The sequence below is a fragment of the Pseudomonas sp. ADAK2 genome (assembly GCF_012935755.1).
GTDB lineage: Bacteria > Pseudomonadota > Gammaproteobacteria > Pseudomonadales > Pseudomonadaceae > Aquipseudomonas.
On the sequence record NZ_CP052862.1, the window covers coordinates 1241470 to 1258905 of the forward strand.

Below are 17436 nucleotides of genomic sequence, written 5' to 3' on the forward strand. Positions count from 1 at the left end.
GTTTTCAAAGATGCCGTTACGGACCCTTGAGACCTGGCCCCACGGCGCAATCATGCTGGACGCAGAACACACGCGTTTTGCCTTGTGGGCGCCAGATGCGTTTGACGTCAGTGTCGAACTGGATGATGGACAATCCATACCGCTACAACCCCAGGCCGATGGCTGGTTTGTGATCAAGACCCGCTGCCCGGCCGGCACGCGATACCGCTACAACATCGATGGTGAACAGCAGGTGCCCGACCCGGCCTCCCGCGCCCAGGCCGGGGACCTCGACCGCCACAGCGTGGTGGTCGATCCCCTCGCCTACCACTGGCAACACCACGACTGGCAAGGTCGGCCGTGGAATGAAGCGGTGATCTACGAACTGCACGTCGGCACCCTCGGTGGTTTCAGTGCCGTCGAGCAGCACTTGGCGCGCCTCGTCGAGCTGGGCATCACCGCCATCGAACTGATGCCGCTGGCGCAATTCCCCGGCGAGCGCAATTGGGGCTACGACGGCGTCCTGCCTTACGCGCCCCAGGCCTCCTACGGTTCCCCCGAACAACTCAAGCACCTGATCGACACGGCCCACGGCCATGGCCTGGCGGTGATTCTCGACGTGGTCTACAACCACTTCGGCCCCGACGGCAATTACCTGCATCGCTACGCCAAGGGATTCTTCCGCGAAGACAAACACACGCCGTGGGGCGCGGCCATCGACTTCCGCCGCCGCGAAGTACGGGACTTCTTTATCGAAAATGCGCTGATGTGGCTGCAGGAATACCGCTTCGACGGTTTGCGCCTGGACGCGGTGCACGCCATCGAAGACCCGGACTTCCTCCAGGAACTGGCGCAACGGGTCCGCCGCCAGACCACGCCAGGCCGCCATGTGTGGCTGAACCTGGAAAACGAACACAATCAGGCCAGCCTGCTGGAACAAGGTTTCGACGCGCAGTGGAACGACGACGGCCACAACGCCCTGCATGTGCTGCTGACCGGCGAAACCGACGCCTATTACGCCGACTACGCCGAAAACCCCACTGAGCAACTGGCGCGCTGCCTGAGCGAAGGTTTTGTGTTCCAAGGCCACGTCAATCGTCACGGTGAGTCACGGGGTGAGCCTAGCGGTCATCTGCCACCGAGTTCTTTTGTGTTGTTCCTGCAAAACCACGACCAGATCGGCAATCGCGCCTTTGGTGAACGCCTGCATCAACTGGCCCCGACCGATGCGCTGAAAGCCGCCACCGCGTTGCTGCTGTTGTCGCCGATGATCCCGTTGATGTTCATGGGCGACGAGTTTGCAGCTGAGCAACCGTTCCTGTTTTTCACCAGTCACCACGGTGAACTGGCGGAACTGGTGCGCGAAGGCCGGCGCAATGAATTCGCGGCCTTCAGCGCATTCAAGGATCCGCACAAACGCGAAAAAATCCCCGATCCCAATGCGCCGCAAACCTTCGAGGCGTCACAGCCGCGCCCGGCCGATGAACCGGCGCAACAGGCCATTCACGACCTGTATCGGCAGCTGCTGAAACTGCGCCACGAGCACATCATCCCGCACCTGCCCGGCGCCCGCGCGCTAGGGGCCGAGGTGCTGGCCGAAGGCGCAGTGAGCGCTCGCTGGCAGTTGGGCAACGGCAGTCTGCTGCGTATTGACCTGAACCTCAGCGACGCGCCCGTGGTCCACCCTCCACAGGCCGACGCGTTGCTGTTGTTTGAACACCCTCCCGCGTCCGACCTGCTGAACCAGAGCAGCCTCGCCCCATTTTGCGTGCTCGTCAGCCTCACGGCTGCAAACCCTTTGCTACCTGATGGAGAGCGCCTATGAGCGATGCGCAACTGGAAATACTGGCCAGCCGTGCTGGCCTGGCAGTCGACTGGATCGACGCCAACGGTCGCCCACAGAAAGTCGCCCCGGCGGCGCTGCGCGCGGTTCTGACCGGGCTTGGCCATCCGGCCGGCACTGCTCAGGAAATCGACGCCAGCCTGCTGCAATTGCAGCAAGTTCAACAGACCCGCCACCTGCCGCCGCTGATCACCGCAGACGTCGGTAAAGGCCTCGACCTGGCGCGCTATTTCGAACCTGAAACCCCGTGCGAAGTGCACCTCGAAGACGGTTCGCGCCTGCACATGAAACTCGATGCCGCCGCGGTCCTGCCGGGTTTGATTCCGGTCGGTTATCAGCACGTCGACATCGACGGACAATCCTTCACCCTGGCCGTGGCGCCCGAGCGCTGCTACAGCGTAGGCGATGCGGTCGACAGCCCGATCCCGCGCACCTGGGGCCTGAGCGTGCAGTTGTATTCGCTGCGCCGCTCCGGCGATGGCGGCTTCGGCGATACCCAAGCGCTGGAAGACCTGGCCCGCGTGGCCGGCGAACGAGGTGCCGAGGCGCTGGCGATCAGCCCGATGCACGCGATGTTCAGCAGCGACACCCATCGCTACAGCCCGTATTCACCGTCCAGCCGTTTGTTCCTCAATAGCTTGTACGCGGCGCCGGGAGCGATCCTCGGCGAGCGCGCCTTGCGTGATGCGATTGACGCCACCGGGCTGGCCGAGCAACTGCAAGCACTGGAAGCCCTGCCGCTGATCAATTGGCCGGTCGCCGCCGAAGCCAAGCATCGGCTGTTGCAGGCGCTGTACGAAGGTTTTGTCCAGGGCGAACATCCCTTGCACGAAGACTTCAGCAGCTTCCGCCATGCCGGCGGCGAAGCGCTGGAAAACCACTGCCGTTTCGAAGCCATCCAGGAAGCCCGGGCCGCTCGCGGTGAAGACCTGGACTGGAGGCACTGGCCTGAGCAATGGCAAGACCCACGCAGCGCCGCCCTCGCCGACTTTGCCGAAGAAAACGCCGGCCGCATCGGCTTCTTCGCCTTTTGCCAATGGCTGATCGACCGCTGCCTGGCGCGGGCGCAAAGCGCAGCCATCAGCGCCGGCATGGGCATCGGCCTGGTGGCTGACCTCGCGGTCGGCGCCGATGGCGGTGGCAGCCAGGCCTGGAGCCGCCAGGACGAATTACTCGCCTCGCTGACGGTCGGCGCGCCGCCGGACATCCTCAACCGTTCCGGCCAGGGCTGGGGGATTTCCGCGTTCTCTCCCGAAGGTCTGGTGCGCAATGGTTTCCGTGCCTTTATCGAAATGCTGCGGGCCAACTTCGCCCATGCTGGCGGCCTGCGCATCGACCATGTGATGGGTCTGCAACGGTTGTGGGTGATCCCCAACGACTCCGTGCCAGCCGACGGTGCTTATCTGTATTACCCCGTCGATGACCTGCTGCGTCTGCTGGCCCTCGAATCCCACCGGCACCAGGCGATTGTCCTCGGCGAAGACCTGGGCACCGTGGCCGATGGCCTGCGGGAAAAACTCATCGCGCGCTCGATCCTCGGCATGCGCGTGCTGCTGTTTGAACAGGACAACAGCCATTTCAAGTCGATCCTCGAATGGCCGGACAACGCCCTGGCGACCACCAGCACCCATGATCTGCCAACGATCAATGGCTGGTGGCACGGCCACGATATCGACTGGAATGCCCGCCTCGGCCTGGTCGATGCCAACGGCGAGATCGAATGGCGCCACCATCGCGAACGCGAGCGCGAAGGCCTGCGTCGGGTGCTGAGCGAGGACCCGCAGAACTTTCGCGAAGAGTCCCACGAAGCCGATCAGGTGCTCGACGCGGCGATCCGTTTCCTCGGCCACACCCGGGCGCCGCTGGTGTTGCTACCGCTGGAGGATGCCCTGGGCATCGAACAGCAAGCCAACCTGCCCGGCACCATCGATACGCACCCCAACTGGTCGCGGCGTCTGGCCGGTGGCAGCGAAGCCTTGCTCGATCACCTGGACGCCGCCCGACGCCTGGAACTGCTCGCCTGCGCGCGACTTCAGGCGGCCGAGCGTGACCAATGAACCAGGCGCTGATCCAACCGCTGCGGGCAACCTTGCGGCTGCAATTTCATAAAGGTTTCACCCTCGACGATGCGGTGCCGCTGGTGCCGTACTTCGCCCGCCTGGGCATCAGCCATGTCTACGCCTCGCCGCTGCTCAGCGCCCGGGCCGGTTCCATGCACGGCTACGATGTCGTGGACCCGACCACGGTCAACCCGGAGCTCGGCGGCGAAGCGGCGTTGCGCCGTTTGGTCGATGCCTTGCGCCAGCAGAACATGGGGCTGATCCTCGACATCGTTTCCAACCACATGGCCGTCGGCGGTGGCGATAACCCGTGGTGGCTGGATTTGCTGGAATGGGGGCGCCTGAGTCCCTACGGCGAGTTTTTCGACATCCAGTGGCATTCGCCGGACCCGTTGATGGAGGGCCAATTGTTGCTGCCATTCCTCGGCAGCGATTACGGCGTGGCGTTGCAGGACGGCACCCTGCCCTTGCGCTTCGATGCGGCGCACGGTGCGTTTTATGTCGAGCACTACGATCATCACTTCCCGATCTGCCCGACCTGGTACGGCGAACTGCTCAAGCCCGGCGAACAGCTGAATGCCGAACAGACCGAGCAATTGAAATTTCTGTCCGATCGATTTGCAGCCCTGAGCTACCAGACCGATGCCCACAGCCTGGCGATTCCCCTGCAAGAGGAACTGCGCGAGTTGGCGGCCGACCCGGCCATCCTGCACGCCATCCAACAGCAAATCAGCACGTATGACTCGCAGACAACAGAAGGCTTCCAGAACCTGCACAACCTGCTGGAGCGCCAGAGTTATCGCCTGGCCAGTTGGCGCACGGCGGCGGACGACATCAACTGGCGGCGTTTTTTCGATGTCAACGAGCTCGGTGGTTTGCGCGTCGAACGCCCGGCCGTATTCGAAGCGACCCACGCAAAAATCTTCGAGCTGGTTGCCGAAGGCTTGGTGGACGGCCTGCGCATCGACCACATCGACGGCCTCGCCGACCCGCGGGGTTATTGCCGCAAACTACGGCGTCGCGTCGACAGCCTGTCACCGCAGCGGCACTTGCCGATCTACGTCGAGAAGATCCTCGGCGAAGGTGAAACCCTGCACCGCGACTGGTCGGTGGATGGCACCACCGGTTACGAGTTCATGAACCAGTTGTCGTTGCTGCAACACGATCCGGCCGGCGCCGAAACCCTGGGTGAATTGTGGAGCCGTCACAGCGAACGCCCCGCCGAGTTCATCCAGGAAGCGCGACTGGCACGCCAGCAAATTCTCAACGGTTCGCTGGCCGGGGATTTCGAAAGTGTTGCCCAGGCCCTGCTGCAAGTGGCCAGGGATGACCTGATGACCCGCGACCTGACCCTCGGTGCGATCCGTCGGGCGTTGCAGGAATTGATCGTGCATTTCCCGGTGTACCGCACCTACATCAGCCCCCGTGGCCGCTCGGCTGAAGACGATGTGTTTTTCCAGCAAGCCATGGACGGTGCGCGGCTGACCTTGAGCGAGGCCGACTGGCCAGTGCTCGATTGCCTGGCCGGCTGGCTCGGCGGCGAGCCGTGGCGCAAACGCCCGGTGGGCCGCCAGCGCAAGATCCTCAAGCATGCCTGCGTGCGCTTTCAGCAACTGACTTCACCGGCGGCGGCCAAGGCTGTGGAAGACACGGCGTTCTATCGCTCGGCGGTGTTACTGTCGCGCAACGACGTGGGCTTCAGCACCGAGCAGTTCAGTGCGCCGGTCAGCGACTTCCATGCCGTGTGCCGCAATCGGCTCGACACCTTTCCAAACAATCTGCTGGCCACGGCGACTCACGACCACAAGCGCGGCGAAGACACCCGAGCCCGGCTCGCGGTGTTGAGTGAGCGCAGCGGTTGGTATGCCGAACAGGTCGAGCACTGGCGCAACCTCGCGCGCGAACTGCGCAGCGACGACAGCACGCCATCGGCCGGTGACGAGTTGATTCTCTATCAGGCGATCCTCGGCAGTTGGCCGTTGGACTTGCGCAGTGACGATCAAACGGCGCTGGCGGACTATGCCAAGCGCCTCTGGCAGTGGCAGCAAAAAGCCTTGCGCGAAGCCAAGTTGCAAAGCAGCTGGAGCGCACCGAACGATGCTTACGAGCAGGCTACCGAAGCCTTTCTCAATCGACTGTTGCTGAGCGCCGAAGGTCAGCCCTTGCGTTCGGCCCTCGGCGACGCGGCGCAGGCCATTGCCGCACCCGGTGCGCTGAATGGATTGGCGCAAACCTTGCTGCGCATGACGGTGCCGGGGGTGCCGGACCTCTATCAGGGCGACGACTACTGGGACTTTACCCTGGTCGATCCGGACAACCGCCGGCCGGTGGATTACGCCAGTCGCCAGCAGTCTCTGCAATCGCCACCGGACCTGCCCGAGCTATTGGCGAGCTGGCGTGACGGGCGCATCAAGCAGCAACTGATCGCCCGCACGTTGAACTGGCGGGCCGAGCATGCCGAGTTGTTCCGCCAAGGGACTTACGAGGCACTTGAGGTAGTGGGCAACCAGGCGCATCGCGTGTTGGCCTTTACGCGCTCGCTGCCAGGCAGCCGCGCCATCGTGATCGTGCCGATCCGTAGCGCCGGGTTGCTGGAAAACAGTGCCACGCCTCAGGTGGACGCGCTGCAGTGGGGCGATACGCGGGTCAAATTACCGTTCGCCGCCCCGGACGAAAACCTGAAGGGACTTTTTTCCACCGTAGCAGTCACAAATCACAGGGAGCTGAACATCAGCGCCGCGCTGGGGGATTTCCCGGTCAATCTCTTTATCCAAACTATCCACACTTGAGTTCAGTTCAGGAGCATTGCGATGAGTACCGAAGATAAACGCGTTCGCGAATTTGCCTATCAAATCTGGGAGTCCGAAGGCAAGCCCGAAGGCCAGGAAGAACGTCATTGGGAGATGGCGCGCAAACTGGCGGAAGCGGAAGCCCTGGCGCCCAAGAAATCGTCGAAGGCTGCCACCGGCAAGACCCCGGCCGCCAGCAAGGCTAACGGCAAGCTCGACAGCAAGGCCCCGGCAGTGAAGGCCAAGGCCAAACCGGCCGCGGCTGCCAAAGTAACCCCGCCGGGGGAAAAAGCCGCCGAGAAGAAACCACGTACCGCGAAGAAACCACCAGCGGTCTGACGTTTCACGCTTTTGAACTGACTGATCTCGTGGCGGGTTCGCTCGCCACTGTGGGCGCGTTCGCCCGCAAAAAACCGGAACGCCACCGTTCCCCCGTAGGAGCCGCCTTTGGCAGCCCTACACGTCAAGACCGACCGGCACCGTTTACGTCACCCCTTTTTGCAGGAGCATCTATGACCAATCCAAAGAAAGCCGCGCCAGAACCTCAAGCCGAGGCCTCGCGAATCCGTGAAGGCTTGCCCTTCCCGCTGGGCGCGACCTGGGATGGCCTGGGGGTTAACTTCGCGCTGTTTTCCGCCAACGCCACCAAGGTCGAACTGTGCATCTTCGACGATGCCGGCGAAGTCGAACTGGAACGCATCGAACTGCCGGAGTACACCGACGAGATCTACCACGGCTACCTGCCAGACGCCCACCCGGGGCTGATCTATGGTTACCGTGTCTACGGTCCATACGACCCGGCCAACGGTCATCGCTTCAACCACAACAAACTGCTGATCGACCCCTACGCCAAGCAATTGGTCGGCCAGTTGAAATGGTCGGAAGCGCTGTTCGGCTACACCATCGGCCATAAAGATGCCGACCTCAGTTTCGACGAACGCGACAGCGCGCCGTTCGTGCCCAAGTGCAAAGTCATCGATCCGGCCCATACCTGGGGCCACGACCATCGGGTCAGCGTGCCGTGGGACAAAACGATCATTTATGAGACTCACGTACGCGGCATCAGCATGCGTCACCCTTCCGTCCCCGAGAACGTGCGTGGCACCTTCGCCGGGTTGATGGTCGATGACGTGCTGGAGCACATCCGCAAGCTCGGCGTGTCGACCGTGGAATTGCTGCCGATCCACGCCTTCGTCAACGACCAGCACCTGTTGCACAAAGGCATGACCAATTACTGGGGCTACAACAGCATCGCCTTCTTCGCCCCGGACCCGCGCTACCTGGCCAGCGGCAAGATCGCCGAGTTCAAGGAAATGGTCGCGCACCTGCACGAAGCGAATCTGGAAGTGATCCTCGACGTGGTCTACAACCACACCGCCGAGGGCAACGAACAAGGCCCGACCCTGTCGATGCGCGGCATCGACAACGCCTCGTACTACCGCTTGATGCCCGACGACAAACGTTTCTACATCAACGATTCCGGGACCGGCAACACCCTGGATTTGAGTCACCCCTGCGTGCTGCAAATGGTCACTGACTCGTTGCGCTACTGGGCCACGGAAATGCACGTCGACGGTTTCCGCTTCGACCTGGCGACCATTCTCGGGCGTTATCACGACGGCTTTGACGAACGCCACAGCTTCCTCGTCGCCTGCCGCCAGGACCCGGTATTACGCCAAGTGAAAATGATTGCCGAGCCCTGGGACTGCGGCCCCGGCGGCTATCAGGTCGGTGGCTTCCCGCCGGGCTGGGTCGAGTGGAACGACAAATTCCGCGACACCGTGCGTGCGTTCTGGAAAGGCGATGACGGCCAACTGGCAGACTTTGCCAGCCGCATGACCGCCTCCGGCGAGATGTTCAACCAGCGTGGGCGGCGGCCGTATGCCTCGGTGAATTTCATCACCGCCCACGACGGTTTCACCCTCAACGACCTGGTGTCGTACAACGACAAACACAACGAAGCCAACGACGAGAACAACCAGGACGGCAGCAACAACAACCTGTCGTGGAACCACGGCGTCGAAGGCCCGACCGATGATCCAGAGATCAACGAACTGCGCCAGCGGCAGATGCGCAACTTCTTCGCCACGCTGCTGCTGTCCCAGGGCACGCCGATGCTGGTGGCCGGCGATGAGTTCGCCCGCACCCAGGACGGCAACAACAACGCCTACTGCCAGGACAGTGACATCGGTTGGGTCAACTGGGACTTGAGCGATGACGGCAAGGCCTTGCTCAAGTTCGTCAAACGCCTGATCAAGTTGCGCCTGGCCTATCCGATCCTGCGTCGCGGGCGCTTCCTGGTGGGGAATTACAACGAGGACATCGGCGTCAAGGACGTGACCTGGCTGGCCCCGGACGGCAGCGAGATGTCCACCGAGCAATGGCAGGAAGCCCACGGTCGTTGCCTCGGTATGCTGCTCGACGGTCGCGCCCAGGAAACCGGCATCCGCCGCAAGGGCGGCGATGCGACGCTGCTGCTGGTGGTCAACGCCCACCACGACATCGTCAACTTCACCTTGCCCGAAGTGCCGGATGGTGGTCACTGGACCTGCATGATCGACACCAATCAACCGTCGATTCGCGGTCAGGAACGCTTTGAGATCGGTCACGAATATTCGGTCACCGGCCGTTCGCTGCTGCTGTTCGAATTGCAGCATGAGGAAGACGAGTGAAATGGACCTCCAGGCATTTCTTCAACAGCAACCATCGGACTACGCTGACACTCAAGCGCTAGGCCGGTGCTTGCGGGCAATGGTGGAGGCCGGTCTCGATCGGCTGCCACTGCCCGGCGATGGCCAGACATTGGCGCGTTTCCAGCGTCTGGCCGAGGTCGGCGGTCATGACCTCGGGTTGTGCAAATTGTATGAGGGCCATACCGACGCGTTGGCGATCATCCAGCAACTCGGTGGGTCGCCGACACCGGCCAGCACGTGGGGCATGTGGGCCGCCGAACCGCCGCAGGCCAAGGTTCGGGTCAGTCCTTCGGGGCATATGGTGCTGCTCAATGGGCGCAAGGCCTGGTGTTCGGGCGCGGCGGTGCTCAGCCATGCCTTGCTCACGGCGTGGGATGATCATGAACGGCAGCAATTGGTCGCGGTGGCGCTGGATCAACCGGGCGTCAACGTCACCACGGATGGCTGGCAAGCAGTGGGCATGGGCGCCACCGGCAGCGTTGAAGTGTTGTTCGAAGGGGCCGAAGCGCAAGCCATCGGCAACCCCGGCGACTACTTGCAGCGGCCGGGGTTCTGGCAAGGCGGGATCGGCATCGCCGCTTGCTGGTATGGCGCAGCCCAGAGCATTGCCGAGCGCCTGCGCCGGCATTGCGCGCAACGCCCGGAACCCCATGCCCTCGCCCATCTCGGCGCGGTCGACAGTGCCTTGCACGCGGCGGCCGAAGTGTTGCGGGTCAGTGCGCTGACCATCGACGCCAATCCCACGGACAACGCCGAACTGCTGGCCCGACGCGCCCGTGCGGTGATCGAGCACAGCGCCGAGCAGGTCATGTTGCACGTCGGCCATGCCCTCGGCGCCGGGCCTTATTGCAAGGATCGGCAATTTGCCCAATTGATGGCCGACCTGCCGGTGTTCCTGCGCCAAAGCCACGCCGAACGGGATCTCGCTGCCCTCGGCGAACAGGTCAGCAACGGGGCGTGGACGTTATGAAAGCCAACCCCATCGTCGGCCAGGGCACGCCCCTGCACCTGTGGCAAACCTCTGAACATCTGGCGCAACTGCCGGTGATCGACATCCTCGATCTGGTGCCGGAAGGTTCGCGCGCCGTGATCATCGCCCCGCATCCGGACGACGAAGTCCTCGGTTGCGGCGGCTTCCTGCAATTACTCGCCGATGCGGGCCGGCCCTTGCAGCTGATCTCGGTCACCGATGGCAGCGCCAGTCACCCCGGCTCCCGGCGTTGGCCGGTGGAGCGTTTGAGCGCCGTGCGCCCGCAGGAATCCGCCGAAGCCTTGCGCCGACTTGGCCTGCCACTGCACAGCCTGAAATGGTTGCGGGGCGGCTTTGCCGACAGTCAGGTGGCGGCTCGGGAAGCTGAGCTCGGCGATTTCATCGAACGGCATTTGCGGCCCGACGATGTGGTGTTCACCACCTGGCGCGAGGACGGTCATTGCGACCATGAAGCCGTAGGCCGTGCGAGTGCCGAGGCGGCGAAACGGGTGGGGGCGACGCTGCATGAATTGCCAGTGTGGACCTGGCACTGGGCAACCCCGGAAGACAGTTTTGTGCCGTGGCATCGCGCGCGCAAGATTCTGCTCGACCCGCCACTGATCGCACGCAAGCGTCACGCAATCCATGCCTTCGCCAGCCAGTTGGAAGGCGACCCGCAGATCGGTCTCCCACCTGTGCTGCCGCCCTACGTGCTGGAGCGATTACTGCAACCGTTCGAAGTGGTGTTTGTATGAGTGTCGAGGATCGCTATTTCGACGGATTGTTCTCGGGCAACGATGACCCTTGGGCGTTTCGCCAACGTTGGTACGAACAACGCAAACGCGCGATCACCCTCGCCGCCCTGCCCCGACCGCATTACCGTGCGATCTTCGAACCCGGCTGCGCCAACGGTGAGCTGAGCGCGGAGTTGGCCAGCCGTTGCGATCGCCTGCTGTGTTGCGACACCGCAGCCGCCGCTGTCGCCCTGGCCCGCACGCGCCTGAGCCTGTTCGATCACGCCGAAGTGCGCCAGAGCCGTCTGCCCGGCGATTGGCCTGAAGAGCAATTCGACCTGATTGTGATCAGCGAGATCGGTTATTACCTGGATGCCGACGACCTGATTCGCCTGATTGCCAAGGCCGAACAGTCGCTGACGGCCGACGGTCAACTGCTCGCCTGTCACTGGCGTCCGCCCATCGACGGCTGCCCGCTGAACGCCCGTCAGGTCCATGACCTGCTCCACGAACATTTGCACCTGCCGCGCCTGGTCCTGCATCAGGAAGCGGATTTCCTGTTGGAACTCTGGAGCCGAGAACCTCGCTCCGTGGCGGCTCTGGAGGGCTTGCGATGATTGGAATCCTGATCCCGGCACACAACGAGGAAGACCTGCTCGAAGGCTGCATCCGCGCCGCCCTGCGCGCCGGGTGTCATGAACGGCTGGAGGGTGAACCGGTGATGGTGCTGGTGGTGCTCGACAGTTGCACTGACCGTTCCGCGCGGATCGTCGAGCAATACCCGGTGCACAGCCTGGCGATCGAGGCGCGCAATGTTGGTCAGGCCCGGGCCGCCGGGGCGCGCTATCTGCTGGAACAGGGCGCGCGCTGGATTTCCTGTTCCGACGCCGACAGCCTGGTCGCCAAGGACTGGCTGGTGGCGCAACTGGCCCTGGGCGCCGACGCGGTGTGCGGCACAGTCACGGTGGATCAGTGGACTGCCGAGTTCGATCAGTCGGCGCAAATTCACTATCACCAGCATTATCAGGCCCGCGACGGTCACCGGCATATCCACGGCGCCAACCTGGGCATCAGTGCCGAGGCATATCGGCGCGCCGGCGGGTTTGAAGCCTTGGCCTGCGATGAAGATGTGCAACTGGTGCGCCAGTTGGAACTCAGCGGGGCGAACATCGCCTGGAGCCATCAGCCGCAAGTGCTGACCAGCGCCCGACTGGACAGCCGTGCACGGGGTGGTTTCGGGGATTTTTTGCGGAACATGGTACAGATTGAATAAAAAAACCATATCAGATGACACAGCGAGGCGACGAACAGAGCTGCATGAGCAATACTCTGTTGGCTGCAATCCAGGGTTCGGAGCGCGGCACATTGCTATCAACCAGCCTTCACGGGTCTGCCGGGCTTGATCGATCAAGCGTTGCACGACTGAGGGCGAGACAGAACAAGGACGTAGCCCATGAAAACGGTTTACCTCAGCGAAAGTAGCCTGCCTTCACAAATCTGGAACAACGCCGCGCAACTGGACAACATTCCCGTCATCAACACCCAGACCCTGGTCCCCGAAGGCGCCCGCGCCGTGGTGATCGCGCCCCACCCCGGCGATGAAGTGGTGATGTGCGGCGGCTTGTTGCAGCTGCTGTCCACCCTTGGCCATCCCCTGCAACTGATCTCGATCACCGACGGCAGCGCCAGCCATCCGGGCTCGCAGCAATGGTCGGAAAAGCGCTTGAGCGTGTTCCGCCCCCAGGAAAGTGTCGAAGCCTTGCGCCGCCTCGGCTTGCCGATGCACAGCCTGAAATGGATTCGTGGCGGCTTTACCGATAACGCCCTGGTCGAGCGCGAACAACAATTGAGTCACTACATTGCGCGCTACCTGCGCCCCGGCGATGTGCTGTTCAGCACCTGGCGCGAAGACGGCACCGATGACCATGACGCTGTCGGCCGGGCAGCTGCCAGGGCCGCGGCGATCGTCGGCGTGGCGTTCTACGAAATGCCGGTCTGGGCCTGGCACTTGCCGACGCGCGACCAAGGGCAGATCCCCTGGCACCGGGCCCGCAAGTTGCGCATCGACTCCTGGACCATCGCCCGCAAAAGCCACGCGACCCATGCCTATGCCAGCCAACTCGATGGCGAACCGGCCATCGGCATTGCGCCGCTGCTGCCCAAGGCGCTGCTGGAGCGGATTCGTTTGCCGTATGAAATAGTGTTTGTCTGAACGTGCCCTGCAGGAGCAATGCTTGCTCGCGATATCGATCTCAAAGACGCCATCGCGGGCAAGCCTTGCTCCGACAGAGAATCCCGCTGAACTGCCCGCTGCTCCATCAGTCGCATACTTATGCAGCCTGGATTCAGAGGAGCCAACGTGACCAGCGATTCAGAACACCGCACGCGCCAATCGGTGCCCTTGAACACACCCACCGCCATCCATCGACTGCGCGTGCTGACGGTCAATACCCACAAAGGCTTCACCGCGCTCAACCGCCGTTTCATCCTCCCGGAATTGCGTGAAGCAGTACGCAGTACCTCGGCGGACCTGGTGTTCCTGCAGGAGGTGATCGGCGAACACGAGCGTCACTCCTCCCGTTACCACGAATGGCCACAGATGTCGCAGTACGAGTTTCTCGCCGACAGCATGTGGAGTGATTTCGCCTATGGCCGTAACGCGGTCTACCCCGACGGCCACCACGGCAACGCGCTGTTGTCGAAGTACCCGATCCGCGAATTCCGCAACCTCGACGTCTCGATCACCGGCCCCGAACGCCGCGGCTTGCTGCACTGCGTACTGGACGTGCCGGGCCACGCCGAAGTCCATGCGATCTGTGTGCACCTGAGCCTGCTCGAAAGCCATCGGCAATTGCAGCTTCAGCTGCTCTGCCAACTACTCGAGTCCTTACCCGAAGATGCACCGGTGATCATCGCCGGCGACTTCAACGACTGGCAGCTGCAAGGCAATGCCGCCCTCGCCCGACGCGACTACCTGCACGAAGCTTTCGAACGCCATCACGGCCGCCCTGCCAAGACCTACCCGGCGCGCTTTCCGCTGCTGCGCCTGGACCGCATCTACCTGCGCAATGCCAGCAGCCATCACCCGACCATCCTCGGTAACCGGCCCTGGACGCACCTGTCGGACCACTTGCCGTTGGCGGTGGAAGTGCACCTGTAAGTGATGTAAGTCGGTTGAGTACCCTGTGGCGAGGGAGCTTGCTCCCGCTGGACTGCGCCAGCAGTCCCGCGCTTCAAGCAAAAGCGGGGGCCGCTTCGCAGCCCAGCGGGAGCAAGCTCCCTCGCCACAACAAGCCCTCGCCACGGTGTCAGGGTTGACAGAACCATTCGTCAGTAGCGCTCCCCTTGGTCAAAGAATGCGTCTACACCTTAAAAAAGCTTAAGGACTAGCACATTCAATTCGTTAGGGCGCGTGCCTCACGCAGTTCATGAATTAGGGTTGTTTTACAGTCCGGCGAACCACCAAGGATGACATCCCCCGAAACACGAGAAGGGATTCACCATGAGTCGCTATGCCTGGCTGCTGCGGACAATGCCGCAGGTCTTCGTTGTTCCTGCTTCACTCCTGATTTTCGTCAGTCCCCCCACCTCCGGCGCCTGCTCACTGATCGCCGGCCCCGGCAACGATGCCTTCACCTGCGACAGCGGCACCAGCGGTGCCTTGACCGATCTGGCGGGCAACAACAGCCTGACTTTCCCCGCCAACGGCACGGGCCGCATCAATGGCAACGTGACCTTCGGCGCCGGCAGCGACACCTTCGACATGAACTCCGGCACCCTCGCCGGCGCGCTCGATCTGGGCGATGGCAGCGACCGCCTGCGCATCAGCGCCGGGCAAATCACCGGCGCCGTGAGCCAGGGCAACGGCATCGACGACTTCGTCATGAGCGGCGGCACGATTCAGTCCCTGGCCCAGGGCGATGGCCGTGACACCTTCCTGATGACCGGCGGCACGATCACCGGCGCCTTCGAGGACGGCGACGTGGCGCGGATGACCGGTGGCACCATCGGCCGGGTCGACATGAAACTCGACAACAATATTTTCGACCTGTCGGGCGGGCAGATCCTCGGCAACCTGGTGACCGGGTTCGGCACCGACACCATCATCGTTTCCGGGGGTTTCATCGGCGGCAATATCAGCGTCAGCGGCGGCAACGACAGCATCACAGTGACCGGCGGCGAGATCGTCGGTGAAATCCGCGCCAGTGTCGGCGATGACATTTTGAACTGGAGCGGTGGCGGCATTATCCGCTCAGCCATTCTCATGGCCGAAGGTAACGACCGCGCGACTCTGAGCAACCTCGATGAAAGCATCCTCGCCCTCACCCCGAGTATCGACGGCGGAACCGGTAACGACCTGCTGACCTTCGACCGCACCGCCACCGCCAACCCCGCCCGCTACATCAACTGGGAAACGGTGAACCTGAGCAACGGCTCGCGATTCGACCTGGCCGGCAACTTCGTCCTGGGCGACAGCGCCAGCGGCACCGGGGTGTTCAATATCGATGCGAGCAGCACCCTGACATCGACTCAGGGCAGCATCACACCGTTTACCGCCGGGCAGTTCGCGACCCTGAACAACGACGGGGTGATTGACCTGGCCAGCGGCAACACCCGCACCGACGACACCCTGACCGTCCAGGGCAATTACGCCGGCAATAACGGCCAACTGCGGCTGCAAAGCGTGGTCGGCGACGACAGTTCCCCCAGCGACAAACTGGTGGTAAACAACGGCACGTTGACCGGCAGCACCGTGATCAGCGTCAGCAACCTGGGCGGCGTCGGCGGTTTGACCCAGCAGAACGGCATCCAGTTGGTCCAGGCCCAAGGCACGGCCGTCAGCGATAACAGCGCGTTTGTGCTCAACAGCACAGTGTCGGCGGGCGCCTACGATTACCGTCTGTTCAAGGGCGGCGTCACCGCAGGCACCGAGAACAGTTGGTACCTGCGCTCAGCGGTGGTCGCGCCGGCGGCGGCCTTTAGCATTCCCAATCCCGATCCAGACTTGCCTCCGATTATCGTGCCGGCGGTGGCGACACCTGTGGCTGCAGCCACGCCGACGATCTTCAGCATTCCCAACCCCGATCCAACCTTGCCCCCGATCCTCGTGGCGGCGGCAGCGACACCCACGGTCATCAGCATTCCCAACGCCGACCCGACCCTGCCACCGACCCTGATCACAGTGCCCGCCGCACCGGCCGGCAGTTCGCCGCTGCCGGTGTTGCCCGCCGCCGTCCCCGGCGCAGCGCCGATTCCCTTGTACCGCCCGGAAGTCCCGACCTGGTCGGTGCTGCCACCGGCCGCTGCGCAATTGACCCTCAGCGCCCTCGGCACCTTCCACGATCGCCAGGGCGAGCAGCGCCTGCTCACCGAGACCGGCGCCTTCAGCGCAGGTTGGGCGCGGGTCTATGGCAAGAACTTCGACCAGACCTGGGCCGGCACCGTGACGCCACGGCTCAACGGTTCGCTAAACGGTTTTCAAGTGGGCAACGATTTGTACAGCGCGCAAACCGACGGCGGGCAAACCCAGCGCACCGGGTTCTTCGTCGGGCACACCCGCTTACAGGGCGATGTCGACGGTTTCAACGAAGGCTTTGAAGGCAAGCGTGCCGGCAGCGTGGAACTGGAAGGCGACAGCTACGGCCTGTACTGGACGCTGACCGATCCCAAGGGCTGGTACGTCGATACGGTGGTCATGGGCACGCGGTTCGACGGCGATAACCGTTCCGAGCGCGGGCTCAAGCTCGACAACCGTGGTCACGCCCTGACGCTGTCGGCAGAGGCCGGCTACCCGATCGCCCTGGCCGGCAACTGGGTGGTGGAACCCCAGGCGCAAGTGATTCACCAGAAAATCTCCCTGGACAGTCAGGACGACGGCATTTCCCGGGTGTCCTTCGACTCCGACGGCGCCTGGACCGGTCGCCTCGGTGCGCGCCTCAAGGGTCGCTATGAAGTCAGTGGCCGGCCGCTGGAGCCGTATCTGCGGGCCAATCTGTGGCACACGTTCTCGGGGACCGACACGGTGACGTTCGATCATGTCGACCGGATCGAGAGCGAACAAAAGTCCTCCAGTGCCGATCTCGGTGTCGGGGTGGTGCTCAGCCTCGCCTCTTCCGTCAGCGTGTACGCCAGTGCCGATTACACCCGCAATATTGACAGCAATCAGTTGCGCGGCGTGGTGGGCAATGTCGGCGTCAGGTTGAGTTGGTAGGTGTTTAGCCAACTATCAAAAGCCGCTGGCTTGAGGGTTTCTTGATGATTTTTTGTACAAACAATCACTTATGGACACGCCGGAAAACAGACACTTGTAACCGCTAAAATAGCCCTACCATTTATCGGCCATTTTCTTGACGCAAGGTCACAGGTCT

At 63.0% G+C, this 17436-nt stretch carries 12 protein-coding genes; all 12 read left to right on the forward strand.

Translation table 11 applies throughout. The annotated features are described in order from the left end of the window. Nucleotides 1–10 precede the first annotated feature (10 nt). The 12 genes from treZ to HKK52_RS05550 all read left to right on the forward strand — a co-directional run bounded on the left by treZ (nt 11) and on the right by HKK52_RS05550 (nt 17279). Nucleotides 11–1804, forward strand: a complete 1794-nt coding sequence (gene treZ, locus HKK52_RS05495) for a malto-oligosyltrehalose trehalohydrolase (protein ID WP_169369907.1) — start codon at nt 11–13, stop codon at nt 1802–1804. Next, the gene (malQ, locus tag HKK52_RS05500) at nt 1801–3879 is read left to right on the forward strand and encodes a 4-alpha-glucanotransferase (RefSeq protein WP_169369908.1); all 2079 of its coding nucleotides are present in this window, start codon (nt 1801–1803) and stop codon (nt 3877–3879) included. Before treZ ends, malQ begins: the two co-directional genes overlap by 4 nt. Further along, entirely contained in the window at nt 3876–6671 is a 2796-nt protein-coding gene (locus tag HKK52_RS05505) for a malto-oligosyltrehalose synthase (protein WP_169369909.1), read from the forward strand. Before malQ ends, HKK52_RS05505 begins: the two co-directional genes overlap by 4 nt. A 21-nt stretch (nt 6672–6692) precedes the next feature. After that, the gene (locus tag HKK52_RS05510) at nt 6693–7010 is read left to right on the forward strand and encodes a DUF2934 domain-containing protein (RefSeq protein WP_169369910.1); all 318 of its coding nucleotides are present in this window, start codon (nt 6693–6695) and stop codon (nt 7008–7010) included. A 173-nt stretch (nt 7011–7183) separates the two neighbouring features. Beyond that, entirely contained in the window at nt 7184–9343 is a 2160-nt protein-coding gene (gene glgX / locus HKK52_RS05515) for a glycogen debranching protein GlgX (protein WP_169369911.1), read from the forward strand. Nucleotide 9344: 1 nt separating this feature from the next. Then, nucleotides 9345–10334, forward strand: a complete 990-nt coding sequence (locus HKK52_RS05520; protein ID WP_169369912.1) for an acyl-CoA dehydrogenase — start codon at nt 9345–9347, stop codon at nt 10332–10334. Next, nucleotides 10331–11089, forward strand: a complete 759-nt coding sequence (locus tag HKK52_RS05525; protein WP_169369913.1) for a PIG-L deacetylase family protein — start codon at nt 10331–10333, stop codon at nt 11087–11089. The genes HKK52_RS05520 and HKK52_RS05525 overlap by 4 nt, the downstream gene beginning before the upstream one ends. After that, complete coding sequence (locus HKK52_RS05530; RefSeq protein WP_169369914.1) at nt 11086–11685, forward strand: SAM-dependent methyltransferase; 600 nt, start codon at nt 11086–11088, stop codon at nt 11683–11685. The genes HKK52_RS05525 and HKK52_RS05530 overlap by 4 nt, the downstream gene beginning before the upstream one ends. After that, nucleotides 11682–12341, forward strand: a complete 660-nt coding sequence (locus HKK52_RS05535; RefSeq protein ID WP_169369915.1) for a glycosyltransferase — start codon at nt 11682–11684, stop codon at nt 12339–12341. The genes HKK52_RS05530 and HKK52_RS05535 overlap by 4 nt, the downstream gene beginning before the upstream one ends. Nucleotides 12342–12521: 180 nt before the next feature. Then, nucleotides 12522–13280: a PIG-L deacetylase family protein gene (locus HKK52_RS05540; protein WP_169369916.1), complete on the forward strand. Its 759-nt coding sequence runs from the start codon at nt 12522–12524 to the stop codon at nt 13278–13280. Between the two features lie 120 nt (nt 13281–13400). Continuing rightward, nucleotides 13401–14228 (forward strand): endonuclease/exonuclease/phosphatase family protein, encoded by an 828-nt coding sequence (locus tag HKK52_RS05545; protein WP_429527000.1) that lies wholly within the window; start codon nt 13401–13403, stop codon nt 14226–14228. A 342-nt stretch (nt 14229–14570) separates the two neighbouring features. Beyond that, complete coding sequence (locus HKK52_RS05550; RefSeq protein ID WP_169369918.1) at nt 14571–17279, forward strand: autotransporter family protein; 2709 nt, start codon at nt 14571–14573, stop codon at nt 17277–17279. Nucleotides 17280–17436 lie beyond the last annotated feature (157 nt).

Excerpts from the sequence above, each read along its gene's own strand:
- treZ (WP_169369907.1), top strand. The coding sequence starts at position 11 with ATGCCGTTACGGACCCTTGAGACCTGGCCCCACGGCGCAATCATGCTG.
- malQ (WP_169369908.1), top strand. The coding sequence starts at position 1,801 with ATGAGCGATGCGCAACTGGAAATACTGGCCAGCCGTGCTGGCCTGGCA.
- HKK52_RS05505 (WP_169369909.1), top strand. The coding sequence starts at position 3,876 with ATGAACCAGGCGCTGATCCAACCGCTGCGGGCAACCTTGCGGCTGCAA.
- HKK52_RS05510 (WP_169369910.1), top strand. The coding sequence starts at position 6,693 with ATGAGTACCGAAGATAAACGCGTTCGCGAATTTGCCTATCAAATCTGG.
- glgX (WP_169369911.1), top strand. The coding sequence starts at position 7,184 with ATGACCAATCCAAAGAAAGCCGCGCCAGAACCTCAAGCCGAGGCCTCG.
- HKK52_RS05520 (WP_169369912.1), top strand. The coding sequence starts at position 9,345 with ATGGACCTCCAGGCATTTCTTCAACAGCAACCATCGGACTACGCTGAC.
- HKK52_RS05525 (WP_169369913.1), top strand. The coding sequence starts at position 10,331 with ATGAAAGCCAACCCCATCGTCGGCCAGGGCACGCCCCTGCACCTGTGG.
- HKK52_RS05530 (WP_169369914.1), top strand. The coding sequence starts at position 11,086 with ATGAGTGTCGAGGATCGCTATTTCGACGGATTGTTCTCGGGCAACGAT.
- HKK52_RS05535 (WP_169369915.1), top strand. The coding sequence starts at position 11,682 with ATGATTGGAATCCTGATCCCGGCACACAACGAGGAAGACCTGCTCGAA.
- HKK52_RS05540 (WP_169369916.1), top strand. The coding sequence starts at position 12,522 with ATGAAAACGGTTTACCTCAGCGAAAGTAGCCTGCCTTCACAAATCTGG.
- HKK52_RS05545 (WP_429527000.1), top strand. The coding sequence starts at position 13,401 with ATGCAGCCTGGATTCAGAGGAGCCAACGTGACCAGCGATTCAGAACAC.
- HKK52_RS05550 (WP_169369918.1), top strand. The coding sequence starts at position 14,571 with ATGAGTCGCTATGCCTGGCTGCTGCGGACAATGCCGCAGGTCTTCGTT.